The sequence below is a fragment of the Castellaniella denitrificans genome (genome assembly GCF_027214045.1).
Lineage (GTDB): Bacteria > Pseudomonadota > Gammaproteobacteria > Burkholderiales > Burkholderiaceae_B > Castellaniella > Castellaniella denitrificans_A.
On record NZ_JAPWHE010000001.1, the window covers coordinates 587,791 to 612,416 of the forward strand.

23 protein-coding genes and 1 riboswitch are annotated in these 24,626 nt (G+C 69.1%); of the genes, 13 read left to right on the forward strand and 10 right to left on the reverse strand.

The genetic code is table 11. The features are described from left to right. Window positions 1–67 precede the first annotated feature (67 nt). The 3 genes from dksA to O4H32_RS02875 form a co-directional block, all read right to left on the reverse strand. Window positions 68–508, reverse strand: a complete 441-nt coding sequence (dksA, locus tag O4H32_RS02865; RefSeq protein ID WP_269356502.1) for an RNA polymerase-binding protein DksA — start codon at window positions 506–508, stop codon at window positions 68–70. Between the two features lie 77 nt (window positions 509–585). Further along, window positions 586–1,683, reverse strand: a complete 1,098-nt coding sequence (locus O4H32_RS02870) for a CobW family GTP-binding protein (protein ID WP_269356504.1) — start codon at window positions 1,681–1,683, stop codon at window positions 586–588. A 188-nt stretch (window positions 1,684–1,871) separates the two neighbouring features. Next, window positions 1,872–2,339, reverse strand: coding sequence for a Fur family transcriptional regulator (locus O4H32_RS02875; RefSeq protein ID WP_269356506.1), 468 nt, complete (start codon window positions 2,337–2,339; stop codon window positions 1,872–1,874). Window positions 2,340–2,391: 52 nt separating this feature from the next. Here O4H32_RS02875 and O4H32_RS02880 point away from each other — a divergent pair, with 52 nt between their 5' ends. The 4 genes from O4H32_RS02880 to O4H32_RS02895 are packed head-to-tail and all read left to right on the forward strand — an operon-like array spanning window position 2,392 to window position 5,160. Further along, complete coding sequence (locus tag O4H32_RS02880) at window positions 2,392–2,535, forward strand: hypothetical protein (protein ID WP_269356508.1); 144 nt, start codon at window positions 2,392–2,394, stop codon at window positions 2,533–2,535. Continuing rightward, complete coding sequence (locus tag O4H32_RS02885) at window positions 2,526–3,251, forward strand: metal ABC transporter ATP-binding protein (RefSeq protein WP_269356510.1); 726 nt, start codon at window positions 2,526–2,528, stop codon at window positions 3,249–3,251. Before O4H32_RS02880 ends, O4H32_RS02885 begins: the two co-directional genes overlap by 10 nt. Then, on the forward strand, window positions 3,251–4,156 hold the full coding sequence (locus tag O4H32_RS02890) for a metal ABC transporter permease (protein WP_269356512.1): 906 nt from the start codon (window positions 3,251–3,253) through the stop codon (window positions 4,154–4,156). The genes O4H32_RS02885 and O4H32_RS02890 overlap by 1 nt, the downstream gene beginning before the upstream one ends. Continuing rightward, window positions 4,153–5,160: a metal ABC transporter solute-binding protein, Zn/Mn family gene (locus O4H32_RS02895; protein WP_269356515.1), complete on the forward strand. Its 1,008-nt coding sequence runs from the start codon at window positions 4,153–4,155 to the stop codon at window positions 5,158–5,160. The genes O4H32_RS02890 and O4H32_RS02895 overlap by 4 nt, the downstream gene beginning before the upstream one ends. Before the next feature lie 16 nt (window positions 5,161–5,176). Here the strand turns inward: O4H32_RS02895 and O4H32_RS02900 are convergent, their stop codons facing one another. The 5 genes from O4H32_RS02900 to O4H32_RS02920 are packed head-to-tail and all read right to left on the reverse strand — an operon-like array spanning window position 5,177 to window position 9,678. Beyond that, window positions 5,177–6,202: a tyrosine recombinase XerC gene (locus O4H32_RS02900; protein ID WP_269356517.1), complete on the reverse strand. Its 1,026-nt coding sequence runs from the start codon at window positions 6,200–6,202 to the stop codon at window positions 5,177–5,179. Window positions 6,203–6,224: 22 nt separating this feature from the next. After that, entirely contained in the window at window positions 6,225–6,905 is a 681-nt protein-coding gene (locus O4H32_RS02905; RefSeq protein ID WP_269356519.1) for a DUF484 family protein, read from the reverse strand. 12 nt (window positions 6,906–6,917) lie between these two features. Then, window positions 6,918–7,811 (reverse strand): diaminopimelate epimerase, encoded by an 894-nt coding sequence (dapF, locus tag O4H32_RS02910; RefSeq protein WP_269356521.1) that lies wholly within the window; start codon window positions 7,809–7,811, stop codon window positions 6,918–6,920. Between the two features lie 59 nt (window positions 7,812–7,870). Further along, window positions 7,871–8,761 carry a lysophospholipid acyltransferase family protein gene (locus O4H32_RS02915; protein ID WP_269356523.1) on the reverse strand — a complete coding sequence of 297 codons (891 nt, stop codon included), beginning with the start codon at window positions 8,759–8,761 and terminating at the stop codon, window positions 7,871–7,873. A gap of 38 nt (window positions 8,762–8,799) precedes the next feature. Further along, complete coding sequence (locus O4H32_RS02920; RefSeq protein WP_269356525.1) at window positions 8,800–9,678, reverse strand: lysophospholipid acyltransferase family protein; 879 nt, start codon at window positions 9,676–9,678, stop codon at window positions 8,800–8,802. 290 nt (window positions 9,679–9,968) lie between these two features. On the opposite strand from O4H32_RS02920, the gene metK reads away from it, so the two are divergent. Continuing rightward, the gene (gene metK, locus O4H32_RS02925) at window positions 9,969–11,132 is read left to right on the forward strand and encodes a methionine adenosyltransferase (protein WP_269356527.1); all 1,164 of its coding nucleotides are present in this window, start codon (window positions 9,969–9,971) and stop codon (window positions 11,130–11,132) included. Between the two features lie 19 nt (window positions 11,133–11,151). Here metK and O4H32_RS02930 read toward each other — a convergent pair whose 3' ends face one another. Continuing rightward, a complete protein-coding gene (locus O4H32_RS02930) occupies window positions 11,152–11,784 on the reverse strand; it encodes a TetR/AcrR family transcriptional regulator (RefSeq protein WP_269356528.1) in 633 nt (210 codons plus the stop codon). Window positions 11,785–11,970: 186 nt separating this feature from the next. Between O4H32_RS02930 and O4H32_RS02935 the strand changes: the two genes are divergently transcribed. From O4H32_RS02935 to metF, 6 genes are all read left to right on the forward strand, one after another. Beyond that, window positions 11,971–13,104 carry an efflux RND transporter periplasmic adaptor subunit gene (locus tag O4H32_RS02935; protein ID WP_269356530.1) on the forward strand — a complete coding sequence of 378 codons (1,134 nt, stop codon included), beginning with the start codon at window positions 11,971–11,973 and terminating at the stop codon, window positions 13,102–13,104. Beyond that, window positions 13,101–16,235 carry an efflux RND transporter permease subunit gene (locus tag O4H32_RS02940; RefSeq protein WP_269356532.1) on the forward strand — a complete coding sequence of 1,045 codons (3,135 nt, stop codon included), beginning with the start codon at window positions 13,101–13,103 and terminating at the stop codon, window positions 16,233–16,235. The genes O4H32_RS02935 and O4H32_RS02940 overlap by 4 nt, the downstream gene beginning before the upstream one ends. Next, entirely contained in the window at window positions 16,232–17,680 is a 1,449-nt protein-coding gene (locus O4H32_RS02945) for an efflux transporter outer membrane subunit (protein ID WP_269356534.1), read from the forward strand. Before O4H32_RS02940 ends, O4H32_RS02945 begins: the two co-directional genes overlap by 4 nt. Window positions 17,681–17,712: 32 nt before the next feature. Next, a riboswitch (S-adenosyl-L-homocysteine riboswitch) is annotated at window positions 17,713–17,810 on the forward strand. A gap of 65 nt (window positions 17,811–17,875) precedes the next feature. Next, complete coding sequence (gene ahcY / locus O4H32_RS02950) at window positions 17,876–19,282, forward strand: adenosylhomocysteinase (protein ID WP_269356536.1); 1,407 nt, start codon at window positions 17,876–17,878, stop codon at window positions 19,280–19,282. 10 nt (window positions 19,283–19,292) lie between these two features. Beyond that, window positions 19,293–19,631 carry a phage holin family protein gene (locus tag O4H32_RS02955; RefSeq protein WP_269356961.1) on the forward strand — a complete coding sequence of 113 codons (339 nt, stop codon included), beginning with the start codon at window positions 19,293–19,295 and terminating at the stop codon, window positions 19,629–19,631. Continuing rightward, window positions 19,628–20,473 carry a methylenetetrahydrofolate reductase [NAD(P)H] gene (gene metF / locus O4H32_RS02960; RefSeq protein WP_269356538.1) on the forward strand — a complete coding sequence of 282 codons (846 nt, stop codon included), beginning with the start codon at window positions 19,628–19,630 and terminating at the stop codon, window positions 20,471–20,473. The genes O4H32_RS02955 and metF overlap by 4 nt, the downstream gene beginning before the upstream one ends. 15 nt (window positions 20,474–20,488) lie before the next feature. On the opposite strand, the gene O4H32_RS02965 is transcribed toward metF, so the two are convergent. Beyond that, window positions 20,489–21,118, reverse strand: a complete 630-nt coding sequence (locus O4H32_RS02965) for a 5-formyltetrahydrofolate cyclo-ligase (RefSeq protein WP_269356540.1) — start codon at window positions 21,116–21,118, stop codon at window positions 20,489–20,491. Between the two features lie 170 nt (window positions 21,119–21,288). Between O4H32_RS02965 and O4H32_RS02970 the strand changes: the two genes are divergently transcribed. After that, the gene (locus O4H32_RS02970) at window positions 21,289–23,283 is read left to right on the forward strand and encodes a lytic transglycosylase domain-containing protein (RefSeq protein ID WP_269356542.1); all 1,995 of its coding nucleotides are present in this window, start codon (window positions 21,289–21,291) and stop codon (window positions 23,281–23,283) included. Continuing rightward, entirely contained in the window at window positions 23,280–24,413 is a 1,134-nt protein-coding gene (locus O4H32_RS02975) for a tRNA nucleotidyltransferase/poly(A) polymerase-related protein (RefSeq protein WP_269356544.1), read from the forward strand. The genes O4H32_RS02970 and O4H32_RS02975 overlap by 4 nt, the downstream gene beginning before the upstream one ends. The last annotated feature ends 213 nt before the right edge of the window (window positions 24,414–24,626 follow it).

Here is a 24,626-nt window from a genome sequence, read left to right on the forward strand (position 1 = left end):
CGGGCGCCGGAAATTCAAGCTCGCGTTGCCATCCGGATGCCCGGGCGTGCCGGCCCAGGCGCCGGACTCAATCCCCGTAGAGCTTCTGGCGCATTTCGCGGCGTTCCTGCGCTTCCAGCGACAAGGTGGCCGTGGGGCGGGCCAGCAGGCGGGGAATACCGATGGGTTCGCCGGTTTCCTCGCACCAGCCGTATTCGCCGGCGTCGATGCGGGCGATGGACTGCTGGACCTTTTTCAGCAGCTTGCGTTCACGGTCGCGGGTCCGCAGTTCCAGCGCGTGTTCTTCCTCGATCGTCGCGCGGTCGGCCGGATCGGGCACATACTGGGTTTCGCGCAGATTTTCGGTCGTGGCGCCGGCGTTGGTCAGGATTTCATGTTCGAGCTGGTGCAGGCGTTCGCGGAAGAACGCCAGCTGGGCGTCGTTCATGTAATCCTTTTCGGGCATCGCCAGCAGCTCTTTTTCGGTGAGCGGCTTGCCCGGGGCCCTGGTGCTGGATTTGGTAGCCATGTCATGTCCTCTTTTTTATGTGTCGGGTCCTGTCTGCCGCACCTGGAAAGGATGGCGGGGCAGCGATGTCGCAGTGTTCAGGCCAGGCATTGTTCGAGCCCCTGGGTGAAGATGTCCTGAGGCAGTTTACGGCCGATGAAGACCATACGGGTATTCGGTTTTTCACTGGCTGGCCAGGGTTTGCCCGGCTCGGCGCCGAACATCATGTGCACGCCCTGGAACAACATGCGACGGTTGATGCCCTTGATGTACAGGATGCCTTTGTAGCGCAGCAGGTCGGGGCCGTAGACCTGGACGATGCCGCTGAGGAAGTCCTCGAGGCGTTCCGGGTCGAAGGCGCGGTTGGATCGGAACACGAAGGCGCCGATCTCGTCGTCGTGGTGGGCGTGGTGATGATCGTGACCGCAGGCGGGGCCGCAGTCGTGGTGGCCGTCCTCGTCGTCGTGCGCGTGGTCGTGGTGATCGTGGTGATGGTGGCGATGGTGTCCGGCGGCTTCTTCGGCGAGGAATTCCGGGTCGATGTCCAGGATGGCGTCCAGGTCGAAGCCGCTGACGTCCAGCAGGGCGTTCAGGTCGGTCTCGCCGAAATGCGCGGACATGATGGAGGCGCGCGGGTTGATCCGTACCAGGCGGGCGCGCAGGGCCTGGTAGTCGGCCTCGTTGACCAGGTCTTTTTTCGAGATCAGGATGCGGTCGGCGAACCCGACCTGGCGCTGGGCCTCTTCCTGGCGGTCCAGGGTGGCCATGCCGTGCCTGGCGTCCACGACCGTGATCACGGCGTCGAGACGGTAGGTGGCGGCGATGTCGTCATCCATGAAGAAGGTCTGGCAGACCGGGCCGGGGTTGGCCATGCCGGTGGTCTCGATGATCACGCGGTCGAAGCGCACGCCGCCGGCGGCGCGCCGGGCGGCCAGGTCGCCCAGCGTGCGGATCAGGTCGCCGCGCACGGTGCAGCAGACACAGCCGTTGCTGAGTTCCACGACCTGTTCTTCGCTGTCCTGGACCAGCAGGTCGTTGTCGATGTTCTCCTCGCCGAATTCGTTTTCGATGACGGCGATGCGCTGGCCGTGGAATTCCGTCAGGATGCGGCGCAGCAGGGTGGTCTTGCCAGCCCCCAGGAAACCGGTGAGTACGGTCACGGGGATCAGGGAATCGGCGGATGGAGCAGTGTTCATGATGGCCTCGGATGCGACGCGCCGTCCCCGCCCTTGTCCTTCGCACGGCGCGGGGATAAGGCGTAACCGTCCCGGCGGCGGGCTGAGGATGCGGCGATCAGCATGCGATTACATCATAGGCCCGGATTTAGGGCAAACCATGCGACCCGGGCCGGTCCGGCCCGCATGGAAGGGGGCGTCCTGCATGTTCAGTCCTGCCGGCAGCGGGAACAAAGCGCCCGCAGTTCGGTTTCCTGGCCGTTCAGGGCGAAGCCGGCCTGCGCGACGCAGGCCGCCAGGCGGCGGCCCAGATCGGGGTCGCTGAGTTCGGCCACGCTGCCGCAGCGGGTGCAGACGACCAGCACATCGTGGGGCTGGCCGCCCGCGTCGGTACAGGCGCTCCAGGCGTTGATGGCATCCAGCCGATGGATCAGGCCCTGTTCCGTCAGGAAATCCAGCGCCCGGTAGACCGTGGGGGGCGCGGCGCCGGGCTGGGCGGCGCGCAAGGCGTCGAGCAATTCGTAGGCCTTGAGACTGCCATGATGACGCAGCAATGTTTCCAGCACCAGACGCCGCAGGGGCGTCAGCCGCGAGCCGCGCCGGGCGCAGAGCCGGTCCGCCGTGTCCAGGCGAGCGGCGATTTCGGCATGCGAGTGGGAATGAACCTTCGTGGGCATGATGGTTATGTTATAACATAACAATTACAGGCGATGCAGATCGCGGATCATCATGTCCTTTCCTTCTCCTTTTTCCAGACCGGGCCGCTATCGCGGCTCTTCCCTGTTGCTGTCGGCCGGCCGGCGCATGCGCCGCGCCGCGCTGGCCGTGGCGTTCCTTTGGTTGCTGACAGGGTGGGCGCTCCAATGGTGGTGAGTCCGGCACCCGCCATCGAGCTGCAGCAGGTCTGGCTGGGCTGGCGTGACCGGGTCGCGGTGCGGGACGCCAGCGGCGTGTTCCCTCGGGGATCGATGACGGCGGTGGTCGGGCCCAATGGCGCCGGGAAGTCCACCTTGATCAAGGCCATGGCGGGCCGCCTGAGCCCCATCCGGGGACGCATCCGCATCGACCCGGAGTTCGCGGACGACCTCGCCTGCCTGCCGCAGTCCGCCGAGCTGGATCTTGGTTTTCCCATCAGTACGTTCGATCTGGTGGCCATGGGCGCCTGGCATCGGCTGGGCGCCTGGCGCGGCCTGGACGATGCGGGACGGGACGCCGTCGAGGCCGCCTTGCGCGCCGTGGGTCTGGCCGGTCTGGGCCGCCAGCCCGTGGACACGCTGTCCGGCGGACAGCGGCAGCGTGCGCTGTTCGCGCGGCTGATGTTGCGCGACGCGCGGGTGATCCTGCTGGACGAACCTTTCGCCGCCGTGGACCGGGCCACGACCGAGGATCTGCTGGCCTTGCTGCATCGTTGGCATGGCGAAGGGCGCACCTTGATCGCCGTGCTGCATGATCTGGACATGGTGCGCGCCTATTTTCCGCAGACCCTGCTGCTGGCGGGACAGGTCGTGGGCTGGGGCGACAGCGGCCAGGTGCTGTGTGCGTCCAATCTGCATCTGGCCCGCCATCTGTGCGCCGGGGGGGGCGTCTGATGGATCTCTGGAGCCTGCTGGCGCAGCCCTTCATCGAGTACGGCTTCATGCGCCGCGCCCTGGCGGGCGCCCTGGCGCTGGCTTTCGCCGCCGGGCCGCTGGGGGTGTTCCTGGTGCTGCGCCGCCTCAGCCTGATGGGCGACGCCATGGCCCATGCCATCCTGCCGGGGGTGGCGGTCGGCTTCCTGACGGCGGGCCTGTCCATGACGGCCATGACGCTCGGCGGATTGGCCACTGGCGTGGCGGTGGCCGTGCTGGCCGGTCTGGTGTCGCGGATGACGCCCCTGCGCGAGGATGCCAGTTTCGCGGCTTTCTACCTGGTTTCCCTGGGCCTGGGGGTGCTGCTGGTGTCCCTGAGGGGCACCAACATGGATCTGATCCACGTGCTGTTCGGCACGGTCCTGGGCTTGAGCGATGCGGCCCTGATCCTGGTCACGATCGTCAGCAGCGCGACGCTGCTGTCCCTGGCGGCCTTGCTGCGCGTGCTGGCGGTGGAGTGCCTGGACCCGGGCTTCCTGCGCGCCGAGGGCCGCGCGGGCGCCTGGGCGCACATCGGTTTCCTGCTGCTGCTGGTGCTGAACCTGGTGGCGGGTTTCCAGGTGCTGGGGACCCTGATGGTGGTGGGCATCATGATGCTGCCCGCGACGGCCGCCCGGTTCTGGGCGCGCCCGGTGGGCGCCCAGATGGTGCTGGCCGCCGCGTTGGGCGCCCTGGCGTCCTATGCGGGCCTGCTGGTGTCCTATTACGCGGACGTGCCGGCCTCGCCGGCCATCATCCTGGCGGCTGGCGTCATCCATTTCGTGTCGGTCGCACTCGGGCCGCATGGCGGCATCCTGCTGGCCCGGCGCGAAGCACGGGCGCGCCGCGCCCGGTTATTGCAATCCATGAAGGAAGGAAACTCATGAAACACCATCGATTTGGCGCCTGGCTGGCGGGGGCCGCATGCGCCCTGCTGAGCGTGGCGGCGGGTGCGCAGGCGGTCCGGGACGGAGGCGCGGCGAACGATCCGCGCCTGCCCGTGGTGGCCTCGTTCTCGATCCTGGGCGACATCGTGCGCGAGGTGGGCGGGGACGATGTCCGGCTGGACGTGCTCGTCGGGCCGATGCGCGACGCCCATACCTTCGAACCGACGCCAAAGGATGCACGCGCCCTGGGCGGAGCCCGGGTGCTGGTGGTCAACGGCCTGGGGTTCGAGTCCTGGATGCATCGCCTGGTCGAGGCGGCCGGTTTCAAGGGGCGCACGATCGAGGCCTCGCGGGGCGTGAAGCCCCGGCGCCTGGGCGACGGGGACGAGGCGCACGGGGGGGCGCACGCGCATGCGCACGACGGGCATGATGACCACGGGCATGACCACGCGGGCCACGATCACGACCATGGCGGCGTCGATCCCCATGCTTGGCAGGATCTGGCCAATGGCGTGATTTATGCGCGCAATATCGCCCGCGGGCTGTCCGACGCCGACCCGGCCCATGCTTCCGCCTACCAGGCGCGGGCGGAAGCCTACGTGCGCAAGTTGCGCCAAGCCGATGCCCAATGGCGCCGGAAGCTGGATGCCATCCCCGCCGACCGGCGTGTGCTGGCGACTTCGCACGATGCCTTCGGCTATTTCGGCGCGGCCTACGGGATCGAGGTGCTGTCGGTGGTCGGCCTGTCCAGCGAGGCGGAGCCTTCGGCGCGCGCCATGGCGGACCTGGTGGCGCGGATCCGTTCTCACCACGTCCGCGCGATCTTTCTGGAGCAGGGCGGCAACACGCGCGCCCTGCGGCAAGTCGCGGCCGAGACCGGCGTGCGGCCGGGCGGCGTCCTGTACGCGGACACGCTGGACCTGCCGGGGCACGAGGCCTCGACCTACCTGGGCATGTTCCGCTGGAACACGACGCAATTGCTGCAGGCTTTCGAGGCGCAATAGCGCGAACCCGCGCGGATCAGTCCCCGGTCTTGCGCCGCGCCCGGGGATGGGCCTGGTCGTAGCTGGCGGCCAGGTGCTGGAAATCCAGCCGGGTGTAGATCTGCGTCGTGGAGATATTGGCGTGTCCCAGCAGTTCCTGGACGGCCCGCAAGTCCTGGGCGGATTGCAGCAGGTGGCTGGCAAAGCTGTGCCGCAGGCTGTGAGGATGCACGTGCAGCGGCAGGCCGACGCGCTGCGCCAGGGCCTGCAGACGCAACTGAACGACGCGCGGGCCGATGCGCTGGCCGCGCTCACCCAGAAACAGCGCGGCCCGGGCGTCTTCGTCGGACCGGGGGCTCAGCAGCCCGTCGCGGACTTCCAGCCAGGCTTCCAGGGCGGCGAGCGCCTGGCGGCCCAACGGCACGATGCGGGTCTTGCCGCCCTTGCCCCGGACGACCGCCTCGCCCTCGTCGGCCTGGATCCAGCTGTGCGAAACGTGGCCTGGCGAGCGTATCGGGCGCCAGTCCAGGCCGACCAGTTCCGACAGCCGCAGGCCGCCGGAATACAGGATCTCGAACATGGCCATGTCCCGTCGTTCGACGGGTGTTTCGGCGGGCGGCAGGTGGCTGCGGTCCAGCAGGGCCTGGGCCTGGTCGACGGACAGGGCCTTGGGCAGGCTGTGCGGGATCCGGGGCGCGCGCACGCCGTGGGCGGGGTTGCGCGTCAGTCCGGCGGCGGGGGCGCGCCATTCGTAATACCCGCGCCAGGCGGCCAGGGCGCGCGCCAGGCTGCGGGGCTGCAGTCCGGCCGCGTGCAGCCGCCCCAGGGCCTGGCGGATCTGGACTTCGCCCAGCGTGTCCAGTGGCTGGCCGGGAAAGCATCGCCGCAGCGCCCGCAGGTCGCGGCGGTAGGCGGCGATCGTATGGCCGGAATAGCGTTGCTGCGCGCCGAGCTCCGACAGCCAGGCCTCGGCGAGGGCGTCGTCCGGCGCGCCGTCGCCGGCCGGCGCATCCGAAGGCTGCGCCGCCGGGTGCGGACGCCGGGTTCCGGGTCGCGCGTTCATGGCCTGGTCCGCGCGGACGGCCTCAGGCCGCTTCGGGCGCCGGTCGGGCCAGCCGCCCCAGGGCCGCGCCCGCCAGGGAGGCGATCAGCGACAGGAAGGCCGTGCCCATGTCCGGCGTGAACCGCCCGGCATCATCCGATCCCAGGACCAACAGCCCGACCGCCGTGGCGCCGTTCAGCGTGCGCAGGGGCAGGATCGCCAGCGAAGCGGGTTCGGACGCCAGCCAGCGGGCGGGTTCCTGGTCCTTGCGAGGGCCGCAATAGGGCTGCGCCAGGCTGTCGGCGTAGGCGCGGATGCCGGCGTCGACGTCCTGGGCGAATTCGCTGTCCTCCAGCGCGGGCAGGTCCCAGACCCGCAGCGCGATGGCGCTCAGATCGAACTGGTCCGACAGGCTGCGGATGATGTGGGCCGGAATACGCCCGGCGTCGGGCTCGGCCAGCATGCGCGCGCACCATTGCATGAGCGCCTGGTTGATGCGTTCGTTGCCGCCGGCGGTGTGCAGCAGTTGCATCAGCCGATGTTCGTGTTCCTTGACGCGCGCGCGCAGCGTCAGGATCTGTCGCTCCCCCAGAGAGATCGCGCGGGCCTGGTGGGGATGGGGCACGTTCAGCGAGGCGAAGACGTCGGCGTGCGCCTCGAAGAAATCGGGGTTGCGGCTGAGATAGTCCGCCACATCCCGGGCGGTGAAGGCATCCTGCGTCATGTGGGCTTTCCGTCAGTCAAGGGGCGCGGTCAGGGCGTCGATGTCGATCCTGCCATGAAAAACCGTGGTCGCCGGACCCTGCATGCGCAGGGTTTCGCCGTCCCATTCGATCCGCAGCATGCCGCCGCGCGTATCGACACGCACCGGGCTGTCGAGCAGGCCGCGCCGGATGCCGGCGACGGCGGCGGCGCAGGCGCCGGTCCCGCATGCCAGGGTCTCGCCGGCCCCGCGCTCGTAGACCCGCAGCCGGATGTGGTGGCGGTCGATCACCTGCATGAAGCCGGCGTTGACGCGATGGGCGAAGCGGCGATGGGATTCGATCGCCGGTCCGATGCGGCCGACGGGATGGGTGTTGACGTCATCGACCTGGATGACGGCGTGCGGGTTGGAGATCGCTACCAGCGAGCACCAGGCCTCGCCGGTTTCCGGCGGGATGTCCAGCCGGTAAAGCGTGTCCTGGCCGCAGGCGCGGGTGTCCAGGCCGGCGGGGTCGAATGCGACGGCCTCGGGCGTGAAGGCGGTGCGGCCCATGTCCACGCTGACCCGGCCATCGTCGGCCTCGTGCAGCACGATCAGTCCGGTGGCGATTTCGGCGCGCAGCGGGTTGCGCCGCGACAGGCCCTGTTCGTGCACGAAGCGCACGAAGCAACGCGCGCCGTTGCCGCAGTGCTCGACCTCGCCGCCATCGGCGTTGAAGATCCGGTAGCGGAAGTCCGCGTCCGGGTGCAGGGGTTCTTCGACCAGCAGGATCTGATCGGCACCGATGCCGAAATGGCGGTCGGCCAGGGCCCGGGCGCGGGCGGGCGTCAGGTCGATGGACTGGCGCACGCCGTCCAGAACGACGAAATCGTTGCCCGCGCCGTGCATTTTGGTGAAATTCCAGATCATCGGTGCATTATCCCGCAAAAGCGGCGTTCGAGTGCTCAGGCCATGCTTGCGCGTGCTCCATCTCCGCGCGCTCAGCTTCAGTAGAATCCGGGCTCCCCCTCCGGTCTTGTCTTGAAGCGCCGGTGCACCCAGTAGTATTGGGCCGGGTCACGGCGGACCTCGGCCTCGATCAGGGCGTTCAGGCGGGCGGTGGCGGCCTCGGGGCCATCGTCGCCGGGGAAGTTTTCCACGGGCGGGCCGATGTCCACCCGGTAGCGGCCCGTGTCCGGGTCCAGGCGGCTGATGACCGGCACCACCACGGCGTCCCAGGATGCGGCGATCTGCGCGGCCGACAGCAGGGTGGCGGCGGGCACACCGAAGAAGGGGACGAAGGCGCTGCCCTGGCGGCCGAAATCCATGTCCGGCAGGTAGTACACGGGGATGCCCTTGCGCAGATGCCTGATCAGGCCGCGCACGCCGTCATGGCGGCTGACCAGATGGACCTGGTTGAAGCGCCCGCGCCCCAGCCGCACGATCTCGTCCACATCGGCATCGCTCTGGCGCGTATACAGCGTGGCCGATTCTTTCAGGAACAGGGTCAGGCGCGTGGCGGCGGCGTCCAGGGCGATGAAGTGCGGCGCGAACATCAGGATGCGGCGGCCCTGGTCCAGCAGCGCCTGCAGATGGTGTTCGCCGCGCAGTTCCACCGTGTCCGTGATGCGTTCGGGCGTGCCGAACCAGCACAGGCCCCGGTCCACGAAGGACTGGGCCAACAGGCGGAAATGGCGGCGCGCCAGGGCGTCCCGGTCGGCCGGGGGCAGATCGGGAAAGCAACGTTCCAGGTTCACCCTGACGATGTGGGCGCGCGAGCGCAGCAGACGCGGCGTTAGCCACCCCAGGACACGCCCCCAGCGCAGCCGCACGCGGGTGGAGCAGCGGCCGAAATGGCCCAGGACGGCGCGCAGCAGGGGTTTCTTATCGAAGGCCATGGTCGGGAAATCGGGAAAAGGGGGCGGCGCCCGTGCGTTCAGTTCGGTTCATGGGGCGCCGGCGCCGGCTCGTCGGGACGGGGCGGGGGCGGAGCGTCGCCCGGTTCCTTGTAGCGGTTGTAGCTCCACAGATATTGTTCCGGGAAACGCCGGATCAGGGTTTCCATCGCCTGGTTGATGGCGGCGGCCAGAGCTTCCGGTGTGCCGGGCAGCGGCTCGGGCAGACGCAGGTAATGGATGCGCCAGCCGCGCCCGCCCGGCAGGCGTTCGCCGGCGGTCAGGATCACGGCGACGCCTGTCTGCAGGGCCAGGCGCGCGGCCAGGGTCATGGTCAGGGCATGGCGGCCGAAGAAAGGCAGCCACACGCCGTCGCCCTCGCGCGGCACCTGGTCGGGCAGCATGCCCACGGCCTCGCCGCGCTTGAGGGCGCGCACGAATTCGCGCACCCCGTGGCGGTTGGCCGGCACGGCGCGCAGGTTGCGCATGTCGCGCGCGGATTCGACGATGGGGTCCAGCAGCGGGCTGCGCGAAGGGCGGAACATCACCGTCAGCGGCCCGTATTGCGTCAGGTGGCGGGCGGTGATCTCGAAGCAGCCCAGGTGGGGCGTCAGATACAGCACACCCCGGCCCTCGGCCAGGGCCTCGCGCACCACGGATTCCTGGTCGCTGTGCGTGCGCGCCAGGCACTGCGGGGTGCGCCACCAGACTTTGGGAATCTCCAGGATCATGGCGCCGGATTCGGCTGCCGCGCGGCGCGCGAAGGCCGGGTCCGCATAGCCGGCCTGCGCGGCGTTGGCCCGCAGGCGGCGGCGGTAGCGGCCCGGGAACAGGTAGATGGCCGTGCCGAACAACCGGCCTGCGGCCTGAAGCCAGGACAGGGGCAGCGCGGCCAGCAGACGGACGATGAACAGCGGCATGGAGGATCGGGCGGGCGGTCGGCCCCCGGCGCGGCGCGCGGTCCGCGCGGATGCGCGCATCGTGCAAACGCCACACTGGGGCATAAGCTTTCTTTGGGACAACCGCCATTTTCGCTTAAAATGAACGGGATCGCTGAGTTAACCGACAACTTGCGGAGCGATCACCCGGCGGTCCGATCCGTCCGGGCCTATTTCCGCTAAAGCGTCGCGCCCCGATATCCTGAAGAGGTGCAACGCGTTTCGTTCAACCTCGCGCCGGCGGACCCGGCGTTTCTACAGGACGCATCGCTGTGGCAAACAACGATTTTCTCTTTACTTCCGAATCCGTCTCCGAAGGCCACCCCGACAAGGTCGCCGACCAGATCTCCGACGCCATCCTCGACGCCCTGCTCGAGCAGGACCCGAATTCCCGCGTCGCCGCCGAAACCCTCTGCAACACCGGTCTGGTCGTGCTGGCGGGTGAAATCACCTCGCGCGCCAACGTCGACTACATCCAGGTCGCCCGCGACACGATCCGCCGCATCGGCTACGACAACACCGATTACGGCATCGACTACAAGGGTTGTGCGGTGCTGGTCGCCTACGACAAGCAATCTCCCGACATTGCCCAGGGCGTGGACCGCACGCCGGAGGAAATCCTCAACCAGGGCGCGGGCGACCAGGGCCTGATGTTCGGCTACGCCTGCGACGAAACCCCCGACCTGATGCCCGCGCCGATCTGGTATTCGCACCGCATCGTGCAGCGCCAGGCCGAATTGCGCAAGGACGGCCGCCTGCCCTGGCTGCGTCCGGACGCGAAATCCCAGGTCACCTTCCGCTACGTCGATGGCAAGCCGGCCGAGGTCGACACCGTGGTGCTGTCCACCCAGCACCATCCCGACATCTCGCAGGCCGACATCCGCGATGCCGCCATCGAGCACATCATCCGCCCGGTCTTCGCCGATGGCCTGCTGACGGACAAGACCCGGTTCCTCATCAATCCCACCGGGAAATTCGTCATCGGCGGCCCGCAGGGCGATTGCGGCCTGACGGGCCGCAAGATCATCGTCGACACCTATGGCGGCGCCTGCCCGCATGGCGGCGGCGCGTTCTCCGGCAAGGATCCGTCCAAGGTCGATCGCTCCGCCGCCTACGCCGCGCGCTACGTGGCCAAGAACATCGTCGCCGCCGGCCTGGCCCGCCAGTGCCAGGTGCAGGTCAGCTATGCGATCGGCGTGGCCGAGCCGATCAACATCACGGTCTACACCGAAGGCACGGGCGTGATCCCCGACGATCAGATCGCGCGCCTGGTGCGTGAACACTTCGACCTGCGTCCCAAGGGCATCATCAACATGCTGGACCTGCTGCGTCCCATCTATTCCAAGTCCGCCGCCTACGGCCATTTCGGCCGCAGCGAGCCGGAATTCAGCTGGGAAGCCACCGACAAGGTCCAGGCCCTGAAGGCCGCGGCCTGAGTTCGGTATTGCACCGGACTCAGGGCTCGAACACCATGCGCTTCATGAAGGCGCGCAGGACCCGTTCGGTATCCTCGTCGCCCGGCCGGCTGTCGGCCAGCCGGTGCAGGGCGCAACCGTCGCACAAGGCCACGAACCCGAACGCGAGATCTTCCGGGCTCATGGAGAGCGTCAGTCCGGCGCGTTGGGAGAAGGCCTGGGCGTAGCGCCCCACCGCATCCAGCAGGTCTTCCCGGAAACGGCGGAAATGGGGGGCGAAGTCGGCGTCTCGTGCGGCATGCAGCCGGGCTTCCAGCATGAGTGCCAGCAATTGGGAATCCTGGTGCATCCGGGCGTAGTGCGCCAGCAGCCGGGCCTCCAGCAAGTCCTGCGGCGGCGGGCCCTCTGCCTCGGACGCCGGCTCGTCCAGCAAGGCCTGGAATTCCCCCATGATGCGCTCATGCTCGCGCCGCAGCAGCGCGAGGAAAATATCCGCCTTGTCCTGGAAATTGGAATAAAAGGCGCCCCGGGTATAGCCGGCCTCCAGGGCGATTTGCTCGACGCTGGTGGCGGAGAAGCCTTGGGTGGCGAACAGAGCGTGCGTGGCGTCCAGCAATCGCTGGCGGGTCTGCTCTCGACTCTGCTCGCGGGTCAGGCGGATTCTTGTCTTCATGATGTCCAAATTGTAGGAACAAACCGGGCAGCGCGTGCATGCGTGGCTCGGCGGTGCGCCGTTCATAAAGATTCATAAATGTATTTGAATCCATCTATGCATTGAAATAAACTCCTCCCCGACACACAGGCCATCACCCTCGCGGGACGGGGCCTGGCCTTTCGTCTGCCGCTCGCTGGGACGCCCATGAAAGACACGCTTGTCCGCCCGTCGTATCGTTCGCTCCGGTCGGCCGCCCTGATGGCCGCCTGCGTTGCGCTGGCCGCCTGCGGCGCCCGCGAGCCGGCCGAGCCGCCGCCGCGCCCGGCGCCGACGGTGGAAATCCAGCCCGATGCGCACGCCGTCGCCTGGACCGCGCCTGGCGTGATTGCCGCGCCCGAATCCACGCCGGTGTCGTTTCGCCAGGCCGGCCTGATCGTGCGGCGCCATGCGGGGTTGGGCGAGGCTGTGCGCGCCGGGCAGGTGCTGGCGGAACTGGATCCGGCGCCCTGGCACCAGAACCTGGCCTCGGCCCAGGCCCGGTACGAGGCCGCGCGTGTGGTACGGGACGTGGCGGAACGGCAATGGCGGCGGGATCGGGCGCAGGGCAGCGAAGGATTGATCGCACAGGCCCAGGCCGAGCAGACGCGCGGGCAATGGGCCCAGGCGCGCGCCGAGTTCGAGCAGGCCAGCCAGGCTCTGGCGCACGCGCGCGACCAGATGGCATACACGCGACTGATGGCCGGGCATGATGGCGTGATCGTCGCCGAGCAGGCGGCGGCGGGCCAGAACGTCGCGGCCGGCCAGCCCGTCTACACACTGGCCTGGGGCGACGGCCTGGAGGTGGTCGTCGATCTGCCCGAGCGGCGGGTGGCGGGGATCGAACCGGGCCAGGCGGCCGAGGTCGAACCGGTGGCGCGGCCGGACGTGCGCCTGACCGCCCGCGTGCGGGAAATTGCCCGTGCCGCCGATCCGGCGAGCCTCGGCTTCCGTGTGAAACTGCGTCTCGACGCCCCCGACCCGGCGTTGCGCCTCGGCATGACGGCCACGGTCCGTTTCCATGCCCCCGCAGTAGCCGAGGCCCGCTACACTCTGCCCGCCACGGTGTTGTTCCACCAGGGGGATCGGCCGGCGGTCTGGGTGCTGGATGCCCAGGGTGCGCTGACCTTGCGGGCGGTCGAAGTCGCCGCCTACGGCACCGATACCGTGACGCTTGCAGCCGGCATCGCGCCCGGGCAAATCGTGCTCGCCCAGGGTGTGCACACCGTGTCCGAAGGCCAACGGGTCGAAGCCGTGCCCTACCAGCCGCGTGCCGCTGCGCCGGGCGGGGACGGCCGGTGAGCGGGCTGCCTGGATCCAGGGTAGAGGCCGGGGGGTTCAACCTTTCGCGCTGGGCGATCCTGCATCGTTCCCTGGTGATCTACCTGATCGCCGTCATGGTGGTGGCTGGTGCGATTGCCGGCCTGCGCCTGGCGCAGTCCGAAGACCCGCCTTTCACTTTCCGCGTCATGGTGGTCCAGACCCTGTGGCCCGGTGCCACGGCGGAGCAGGTGCGCGCGCAGGTCACCGACCGGATCGAGCGCAAGCTCCAGGAAATGCCGCACCGCGACTACACCACCAGCTATTCGCGGCCGGGGCAGTCGACCATCTTCTATTTCATGAGCGAGGCCGCCGCGGCCGACCAGGTGCCCGAGGAGTGGTACCAGGTGCGCAAGAAGGTCGGCGATATGGCCGCCGAGTTGCCGGCCGGGGTGGTCGGACCTTTCTTCAACGATGAATTCGGCGACGTCTACACCAACATCTATGCGCTGGCGGGCGATGGCTATACGCCGGCGCAACTGCGCGAGCAGGCCGACATCCTCCGCACGGTGCTTTTGCGAGTGCCGGGGGTGGCCAAGGTCGACTATTTCGGCGACCAGGAGGAGCGCATCGAGGTCCGTATCCCCAATGCCGTGATGGCCCGATCAGGGCTGACGCCTGCGCGGATCGGGCAGGCGATCGCCGCGCGCAACGCCGTGGCCGATCCCGGCGTGGCCTCGACCGCGTCCGATCGGTTGTACGTGCGCCCCACGGGGCAATTCCACAGCCTGGACGACCTGGCCGACACACTGATCCCCGTCGACGACCGGCTGGTGCGCCTGGGAGACATCGCCGAGATCCGGCGCGGTGCGGCGCAGCCGCCGTCCACGCAGATGCGGCGTGGCGGCCAGCCAGTGCTGGGCATTGGTGTGACCGCCGCCGAAGGGCACGATGTGGTGGATCTGGGGCGGGCGCTGCGGGATGCGGTGAACGGCCTGCAAGCGCGGCTGCCGACGGGCCTTGCGCTGGAGGAAGTCGCCAGCATGCCCGATGCCGTGACGGCCTCGGTCGATGAGTTTCTGCGCGCCGTGGGCGAAGCCGTGGCCATCGTGCTGCTGGTCAGCCTGGTGTCGCTGGGGTTGCGCACCGGCCTGGTGGTCGTCATCTCGATTCCGGTGGTGCTGGCGCTGACGGCGCTGCTCATGGGCTGGATGGGGATCGGACTGCACAAGGTGTCCCTGGGGACCCTGATTCTGTCGCTGGGTCTGCTGGTGGACGATGCCATCATCGCCGTCGAGATGATGGCCGTAAAGCTCGAACAGGGCTGGGATCGACTCAGTGCTGCCGCTTTTGCCTACACCAGCACGGCCTTTCCCATGCTGACGGGCACGCTGGTGACGGTCGCGGGTTTCCTGCCAATCGCCCTGGCGCGCTCCAACACGGGGGAATACACGCGTTCGATCTTCCAGGTGTCGGCGATCTCGCTGCTGGTGTCCTGGCTGGCCGCCGTGATCCTGATTCCGCTGCTGGGCCACGCCTTGTTGCGTCCGCATGCGCATCCCACGCCGACGGACGGTCCGGTACGGGATCTTTATGATTCGTCCTTCTACCGCCGGCTGCGGCGCTGGCTGCATGCCTGCGTGCGCCGCCGTGCCGTCGTCGTTGTGACGACGCTGGTGCTGTTCGTCGTCGCACTGGCAGGTTTCCGGCTGGTGCCGCAGCAGTTCTTCCCCGATTCCGCCCGCCCGGAACTGCTGGTGGATATGCGTCTGCGTGAAAGCGCCTCGTTCGAGGCGACGTTGGCGCAGGCGAAGCGCCTGGAGGCCTTGTTGAAGGACCGCCCCGAGGTGGCGCGCGTGGCCGGCTTCGTCGGCACCGGCGCGCCGCGCTTCTATCTGCCGCTGGACCAGCAGTTGCCCTCGCCGAATTTCACCCAGTATGTCGTGACGGCCAAATCCATCGAAGACCGGGAAGTGCTCAAGAGTTGGCTGGAGTCGACGCTGGCGGCGGCTTTCCCGGCCGTGCGGGGGCGGGTGTCGCGTCTGGAATCGGGGCCTCCGGTCGGCTATCCGGTCCAATTCCGCGTCAGCGGCGACGACGTGCCGCGTGTGCGCCAGGCGGCGGAAGCCGTGGCTGCGGTGCTGCGCGCCGATCCCCGCGCGCGCAACACGCAGTTCGACTGGGACGAGCCCTCGGCTCGCGCGTCGCGTTTCGAGGTCGATCAGCAGGCCGCGCAGCGGCTGGGCATCAGCTCGCGCGATATTGCGGATTTCCTCGCCATGACCTTGTCGGGCCGGCCCGTGTCCCAATACCGGGAAGGCGACCGCCTGATCCGTATCGACCTGCGCGCCCCCGAATCCGAGCGCGGCGGCCCCGAAGCGCTGGCGCAGCTGTCCTTGCCGTCACCCCGGGGCCCCGTGCCCCTGGAGGCGCTGGGCGGGATGCGGGACGGGCTGGAGCACGCCATCATCTGGGAGCGCGACCGGCAGCCCACGATCACGGTGAGGGCCGAGGTGGCGCCGGGCGTGGAAGGGATCGACCTGACCCGGGCCGTGGATGCGCGGCTTGCGGACATCCGCGCCGGCCTGCCGGTGGGCTACCGCATCGAGGTGGGGGGCGCGGTGGAAAACAGCACCAAGGCGCAGGCGTCGATCGGCGCCGAGGTGCCGATCCTGATCGTGACGGTGCTGACGCTGCTGATGATCCAGCTGCAGCGCTTTTCGCGGGTGGTGCTGGTCATCCTGACCGCCCCGCTGGGTTTGATCGGCGTTGTCCTGGCGCTGCTGCTCTTTGGCAAGCCTTTCGGGTTCGTCGCCTTGCTGGGCGTGATCGCCATGTTCGGCATCATCATGCGCAACTCGGTCATCCTGGTGGACCAGATCGAGCAGGACATCGCCGCCGGGCACCGCCGCATCGACGCCATCGTGGACGCGACCGTGCGGCGTTTCCGCCCCATCGTGTTGACGGCGGCGGCGGCCGTACTGGCATTGATCCCGTTGCTGCGCAGTGATTTCTTCGGGCCGATGGCGACCGCCCTGATGGGGGGCATCACCAGCGCCACCGTTTTGACGGTTTTCGTGCTGCCGCCCTTGTATGCGCTGATGTTCCGCGTCCGGGACGAGGGTGAACCGCCGGGTGCGGAGAGGGACTCCATGCCGGAGGAAATGCGATGAACGGATGGCGGATCACCGGGGCGGCTGTTCTGGGTCTGGGCCTGGCGGGCTGCGCGCTGGGGCCTTCCGGCCAGGCGCCGGCCATGCCCGAGCCTGCACGGTACGCCGCCAGCCCGCCGCCGGACGGCGGTGCATCGGCGACGGGCCCGGAACTGGTGGTGGCGCATGTGCCGGCGGCGGCCTGGTGGATCCGGTTCGGCGTGCCCGAACTGGATGCGCTGGTGACGGAAGCCTGGGCGGCCAATCCCGATCTGGCCGCCGCCCGGCAGCGCCTGGAGGCGGCCCGTGAAGTACTGCGGGCGCAGACCGGAGCGACAACGCTGCCTTCGATCGACCTGGGCGCCCAGGCGGCGCGTCAGCGCGCGCTGGGCCTGCCGTTGACGCTGCCGCCGCCTTTTCCCGAGCTGCCCCGCACTTCGACTTACGATACCTTCGTCGGCCAGGCCCAGGCCCGCTATACCTTCGACCTGTTCGGTTCGATCCGCGAGCGCAATCGCGCCCTGGCCGATCGGGTAGAGCAGCAATCGGCCCAGTGGCGCGCCGCCCGGGAAGCGCTGGCGGCGAACGTGGTGTCTGGCGCGCTGACCCTGTCCGCGCTGCAGGCCCGACTGGATATCCTGGCTTCCGTGGCGGCCGGATTGCGGCGCGACGAGGTCGAGGCCGTCCGCCGGCAAGCCCTGGGCGCCGCGCCGCGCGCCGCCGTCCTGGACGCGCGCCGCCAGGCCGAAGCCGTGGCGGCGCAGATTCCCGGCCTGCAGGCCCAGGCGTTGTCGATCCGGCATGCGCTGGCCGTGCTGTTGGGCCGCACGCCCGACCAGGCGCCCGAGGCGATCGCGTTCGAGCGCCTGACCCTGCCCGCGCAGATTCCCGTCCTGGTGCCGGCCGCGCTGCTGGCGGCGCGGCCCGACGTCCAGGCGGCTGCGGCCGCCCTGCGCGCGGCCGCCCACGATGCGGGAGCGGCCAGCGCAGACCGTTTGCCGAGCCTGACCCTGACGGCGGCCATGGGGCGCGGGGGTTACGACTGGCCGTCGGCACTGTCGCCCGCAGGCGCCTTGTGGAGCCTGGCGGGCGGCCTGACGGCGCCGCTGTTCCACGGCGGCGCGCTGCAGGCCCGGCATCGCGCCAGCCTGCAGGCTCATGCAGCGGCGCAGGACGATTACCGGAGCACGGTGCTGGCCGCTTTCCGAGAAGTGGCCGACGCGTTGGCCTCGCTGGAACAGGGCGGCGCGGCGCAAGCCGCCGGAGAGGCCGCCGCCAGCGCGGCCCGGGCGGCGGCCGCCGATGCCGCGCGGCGCGCCGCTCTGGGCGCGGTGCCGCCGGCGGCGGCCCGGGCGGCCGATCGTCAGGCCGACCTGACGGCGCTGGACGCTCTGGATGTGCGCGCACAGCGGCTGCTGGATGCCGCGCGTCTGTTTCACGCCCTGGGCGCGCCGGAGGCCGCGTAGGCCGGCGCCGGTCCACGGTATAATGTCACCCTTTTCCTGAGGGGCGCTGCACCGGTCCCGCCGCCCGCCCCGGGCGCGCATGCGGATCGCCAGGCTCAGGAACCTTCTTCATGAACGGCGCCCATCTTTGCCCTGCGCGGGCGGGGGTGGGCGCAATCGTTTCCGCCCCCGCGCGCAGGCTCTTACAGGACCACCATGAGCACTGCACACGACTACGTCATCGCCGATATCGCCCTGGCCGACTGGGGCCGTCGCGAAATCGCCATCGCCGAAACCGAAATGCCCGGCCTGATGGCCACCCGGGAAGAATTCGCCGCCTCGCAACCCCTCAAAGGCGCGCGCATCGCCGGCAGCCTGCACATGACCATCCAGACGGCGGTGCTGATCGAAACCCTGACTGCTCTGGGCGCGGAAGTCCGCTGGGCTTCGTGCAACATCTTCTCCACCCAGGATCACGCCGCCGCCGCCATCGCAGCGAGCGGCACCCCGGTGTTCGCCGTCAAGGGCGAATCCCTGGAGGATTACTGGCAGTACACGCACCGCATCTTCGACTGGCAGGGCGAGCAGGCCAACATGATCCTGGACGACGGCGGCGATGCCACGCTGCTGCTGCACCTGGGCGCCACAGCCGAGAAAGACGCCTCCGTGATCGCCAGCCCGACCAACGAAGAAGAGCGCGTGCTGTTCGCCGCCATCAAGGCGCAGCTGGCCCGTGATCCGAAGTGGTATTCGACCCGCCTGGCGCAGATCAAGGGCGTGACCGAGGAAACCACCACCGGCGTGCACCGCCTGTACCAGATGTCCCAGCGCGGCGAATTGAAGATCCCCGCCATCAACGTCAATGACTCGGTCACCAAGTCCAAGTTCGACAATCTGTACGGCTGCCGCGAATCCCTGGTGGATGGCATCAAGCGCGCCACCGACGTGATGGTCGCCGGCAAGATCGCCATCGTGTGCGGTTTCGGCGATGTGGGCAAGGGCTGCGCCCAGGCGCTGGCCGCCCTGCGCGCCCAGGTCTGGGTCACGGAAGTGGATCCGATCTGCGCCCTGCAGGCCTCGATGGAAGGCTATCGCGTGGTGGACCTGAGCGACGCGGACGTGGTCGAGCAGGCGGACATCTTCGTCACCGCCACCGGCAATTACCACGTCATCGACCGCGACCACCTGTACCGCATGAAGGACCAGGCCATCGTCTGCAACATCGGCCACTTCGACAGCGAAATCAACGTCGCCGCCGTGGAAGACCTGCAATGGGAGGAAATCAAGCCCCAGGTCGATCACATCATTTTCCCGGACGGCAAGCGCGTCATCCTGCTGGCCAAGGGCCGTCTGGTGAACCTGGGCTGCGCCACGGGCCATCCGTCCTTCGTGATGTCGGCGTCCTTCACCAACCAGACCATCGCCCAGATCGAACTGTTCACGCGCGGCGATCAGTACAAGACCGGCCAGGTCTACGTGCTGCCCAAGCACCTGGACGAAAAGGTCGCCCGTCTGCACCTGAAGAAGCTCGGCGTGCGCCTGACGACGCTGTCGCAGAAGCAGGCCGACTACATCGGCGTGCCGGCTGCGGGCCCGTTCAAGCCGGATCACTACCGTTATTGAGGAGCATCCCATCATGCTGCTGCTTGTCTGGATCCTGAACGCCGTGGCCCTGCTGGTCGTGGCCTACATCCTGCCCGGCATCACCGTGGCTTCGTTCGGCTCGGCCCTGATCGCCGCGCTCGTGCTGGGGCTGCTCAATACGGTGATCAAGCCGCTGTTGATTCTGCTGACGTTGCCGCTGACCATCGTCACCCTGGGCCTGTTCCTGCTGGTGCTCAACGCCCTGGTATTCTGGTTCGCGGGATCGATCCTGAAGGGCTTCCAGGTGGACGGCTTCTGGTGGGCGGTGATCGGCGCGATCGTCTACAGCCTCGTGTCCACGGCCTTGGCGGGGTTGCTGGCTTCATGATCGCCGCCACACCCACCATCAGCCTGGAATTCTTTCCGCCGCGCGACATCGCCGCCCAGGAACGCCTGGTGCGGTCGGCCAAGCGGCTGGCCGCTTTGCGGCCGGCCTACGTCAGCGTGACCTTCGGCGCGGGCGGCTCCACCCGCACGGGCACGGCCGACACCGTGGGGATGCTGCAGAACCTGGGCGTCGATGTGGCGCCGCACCTGTCCTGCATCGGCGCCACGCGCGCCGACCTGCGCGCCATCCTGGATGATTACCGGGCGCGCGGTATCCGCCGCCTGGTCGCGTTGCGCGGCGATCTGCCCTCGGGCATGGGCGGCGACACGGGCGAACTGCATCACGCTGTCGATCTGGTGCGCTTCGTGCGCGAGCACTACGGCGATCATTTCCTGATCGAGGTCGCCGCTTATCCCGAAATGCACCCCCAGGCCGAAAGCGCGACGTCCGACCTGCGGCATTTCGTGGACAAAGTCCGGGCCGGCGCCGACGGGGCGATCACCCAGTATTTCTTCAATCCCGACGCCTATTTCGATTTCGTCGACCGGGCGCGGGCGCAAGGGGTGGACATCCCGATCACGCCGGGCATCATGCCGGTGACCAACTACATCCAGCTGGCGCGCTTCTCGTCCATGTGCGGGGCGGAAATCCCGCGCTGGATGCGGCTGCGGCTGCAGGATTTCGGCGACGACAAGGCATCCATCCGCGCGTTCGGCATCGATGTGGTCACGCGGCTGACCGCGCGCCTGCTGGAGCAGGGCGCGCCGGGTGCGCATTTCTACACCTTGAACAACGCCGACGCGGTGGCGCAGATCTGCGCCAATCTGGGGCTCGACGCCTGAACGCCGGGCGGTTGCCTAGAGTTCCGGCGCAGGCACGGCCCAGCCCTTGTCGGTCAGGATCGTGTCCAGCCGGACATCGTGCGCGGCGGGGGCGTAGGGCTCGCCGCTGAGGTCGCCGCAGGCCCAGGCGATGCCGACCGCCGTGAATGCGTGGCCGGATGCCTTCAGCGCGGCCAGGGTGCGGTCGTAGTAGCCGCCGCCGTAACCCAGGCGGTCGCCCTGGCGCGTATAGCCCAGCGTGGGCACCAGCACGATGTCGGGGGGCGGCGCTTCCGGACCTTCGGGTTCCAGGATGCCGTAGGCCCCGGGACGCATCGGGGTGTCCGGGGTCCAGGCGTGGAAACGCAACGGTTCGCCTGCCGAGGCGACGACCGGCAGCGAGACCTCCAGGGTCTCGTCCTGCGCCCATTGGCCCAGCAGGGCCTGCAAGGCGGGCTCGTCGGCCATGGACCAGAACGCGGCGATGCGTCGGACGTCGGGGCGGTCCGATTCCCGCAAGCGGGTGCGGTTGGTCGCCAGCCAGGTGTACAGGCGGCCGCGGATCAGCAGCGCGCCCCGGTCGCGATCCTGGGGTGGGATCTCGGCGCGGCGCTGCTTGAGTCGCGCCCGCAGGGCGGCTGCGTTATCCTGTGTGTTCTGATTCATGTGGTGACTGGCTCGCGGGGTTTCTGGCTATGGGGCGAAGCGTTATAGGATATCCGGGATTCTTCGGGGATGCAGGGCGCGCCGCGTCACGACCGCGCCGCGGGGCCTCGGCCTGGGGCCTGTTGGTCTTGCTGGGGCTGGCGGGCTGCGCGGGCGCGCAGGCGCCCACGATGGCCGAACAGCAGGCGGGCGAGGCGCCGCGCGTCGTCCTGGCCGCGCCGGCCACCGTTGCCCCCGAGCCCGCCGCGCCCGGCACGCCGCCGCCCTCCTCGTCCGCGCCGATGGTGGTGCCCCCCGCCGCCCGCCAAGCCGTGCTGGATGCCTATGACGCCGTCCAGAAACGGCGCTGGACCGATGTCGACCGCCTGGCGCCGTTGGCTGCCGCTGATCCGGTGCTGGGCCTGTATCCGCGTTACTGGGCCTTGCGCAACCGGCTGCAGGACCGTGCCCGGCCCGTTCCCGACACCGAGGTGCGGCAGTTCCTGGCCGATGCGGCCGGCACCTATCCGGACGAGCGCATCCGCGCCGACTGGATCCTGGCGACCGTGCGGTCCGGCGACTATGCCCAGGCCCTGGCGGTGCCGGCGCTGGCCGATCCGCCGGCCCCGGTGCGCTGCGCCTTGCTGCTGGCCCGCCATCAGACCGGCAAGCGCGCCCGTGCCTCCGAGGTGCTGGACGTGTTCCAGCCCAACGCCGACTGCTGGGACATGCTGGACCAGGTGGCGGCCGACCATGTGCTCAGCCGCAAGGAACTGAACGGCCTGCTGCGCGATATCCTGGAAACCGGCAAGCAGGGCAACGCTGACCGCATGGCGGGCGTGGTGTTCGACGACGCGGCCGTGGTCCAGTACGCCGCCTTGATGAAAAATCCGCGCAAGTGGCTGGAATCCCGCAGCCAGCCGCGTTCGACCACCGATTTCGAACTGGTCGCCATCGCCCTGTCGCGCCTGGCGCGCGAGGACGACCGGGTCGAGGCCGCCCGAACCATCCAGGCACGCTGGGCCGGGTGGCTGCCGAAGGCCGACATGCAATGGGTCTGGGGTCAGTTCGGCCTGGTGGCCGCCCTGAACGTCGATCCCGACGCCGCGCGCTGGTACCGGCAATCGGGCTTCGTGCCGATGACGGACTACAACCATGCCTGGGAAGTCCGCGCCGAGTTGCGGGCCGCCCCGCTGGACTGGGGGCGGGTGGCGGAGGCCATCCGCAAGATGAGTGCGCGGCAGGCCGACGAGCCCGTCTGGCGCTACTGGTATGGCCGCGCCCTGGCGGCGCAGGGCAATGCCGAAGCCGCGCGCCAATACTATGAATCCATCGCTGCGGAGCAGGGGTTCTACGGCCTGCTGGCCGCCGAGGAACTGGGCCGCACGCCGGCCTTGCCCGCACAGCCCGGTCCCCTGGACCCGGCATGGATCGCACAGGCGCGGGCCAACCCGGGACTGCGGCGCGCCGTGGCGCTGTTCGATCTGGGCTGGCGCAAGGAAGCCGTGCCCGCATGGAATTTCGCCTTGCGCGGCATGAGCGATCCCCAGTTGCGCGGCGCGGCCGAATTCGCCCGCGAGCAGCATATCTACGACCGGGTGGTGAATACCTCGCTGCTGACCCGGGAAGTGGCCGATTTCAACCAACGCTTCATTGCTCCCTTCGAGGGGCAGGTGGCCGCCAAGGCGCGTCTGATCGACCTCGATCCGGCCTGGGTCTATGGCCTGATCCGCCAGGAATCGCGGTTCATCACCGATGCCCGTTCCCACGTGGGGGCGTCGGGACTGATGCAGTTGATGCCGGCCACCGCCCGGCACGTGGCGCGCAAGCTCGGCATGAAGGGTTTCAAACCCAGTCAGGTCAATGATTTCGATACCAACACGATCCTGGGCACCAACTACCTGAACATGGTGCTGCAGGATCTGAACGGGTCCGAGCTGCTCGCCACGGCGGGTTACAACGCCGGGCCGGGGCGGCCGAAACGCTGGCGCGCCCAACTTCCGGCGCCGGTCGAGGGCGCCATCTTCGCCGAGACCATTCCCTTCACCGAGACCCGGCTGTACGTGAAGAACGTCCTGTCCAACGCCGTGTATTACGCCATGCTGTTTTCCGGCCGGCCCGATTCGCTGAAGGCGCGGCTGGGCATGGTCAATCCCATGGACGGGACGCGGACGGCGCGGCCGTGACCGGGTGGGGCGACCCGGCCGTCGAGGGTCTGGAGGTCTATATCGTCGGCGGCGCGGTGCGCGACGATCTGCTGGGACTGGCGGCGGGAGACCGGGACTGGGTGGTGGTGGGCGCCAGTCCCGAAATCATGGCGGCGCGCGGCTTCACGCCGGTGGGCGGGGATTTCCCCGTCTTCCTGCATCCGCGCACACATGAGGAATACGCCCTGGCGCGCACCGAGCGCAAGTCCGGCCGAGGCTACCGGGGCTTCGTCTTTCATGCGGGGCCTGACGTCAGCCTGGAAGACGATCTGCGTCGACGCGATCTCACGGTCAACGCCATCGCGCGGGCGCCAGGCGGGGCGCTGATCGATCCTCTGGGCGGCGCCGCCGATGCGCGCGCCCGCGTGCTGCGTCACGTGGGGCCGGCCTTCGTCGAGGATCCCGTGCGCCTGCTGCGCCTGGCGCGATTCGCCGCGCGTTTCCACGATTTTTCCATTGCGCCTGAAACCCTGAGCCTGTGCCGCGCATTGGTGCGCGATGGCGAGGTCGATGCCCTGGTGCCGGAACGCGTCTGGCAGGAATTCGCCAAGGGGCTGATGACGGATCATCCAGGCCGCATGTTCGACGTGCTGGTCGCGTGCGGTGCGTTGGACCGCGTGGCGCCGGGCCTGGTGTGGAATGAGGATGTGGCGGCCGGGTTGGCGCAGGGCGCCGCCCGGGGGCTGGACCTGGCGCAGCGCCATGCGCTGCTCTGCCGCGGCTCCGCGTCCGGGCTGCAGGACCGGCTGCGCGCGCCTTCCGCCTGCCGCGACCTGGCGCGTTTGTTGCCGGGCCTGCTGGCCCGACTGGCCGCCGCCGGCGCGGCTGCGCGGGACGCGTCGGCACCGACACCCGTGGACGGTCCCGCGGCCTGGCTGGCGCTGCTGGAATCCTGCGATGCGTTGCGTCGTCCGGAGCGCTTCGAGGCTTTGCTGGCGGCGGCCGATTGCGTGCGTGGCGACGTCGATCCGGCCGCCTGGATGCGGCGGCTGGCGGCGGCGCGCACGGTGGACGCGGGGGCGGTCGCCCGCGCGGCGGGAGGCGATCCGGGGCGCATCCGCGACGAGGTGCGCGCGGCGCGATTGCGGGCGTTGCAAGCGGACATCTGACGGGGCATCGGACGCGATGGCGCGTCACGGTCCGGGCCATGTATCCATGGCGCGGTCGCGGGTTTTCTCGGGTGGGGAGTGACATTCTTTTTTGCAAGAATGTTGGCTCCAATGCCGCCCACGGGCTGGCAGCCCATCACGGACCTGACCATGACGCCACTTCCGCGATCCGACTGCCGTACGGCAATGGCGCCCCGCCCCCTTCGGCCGGTT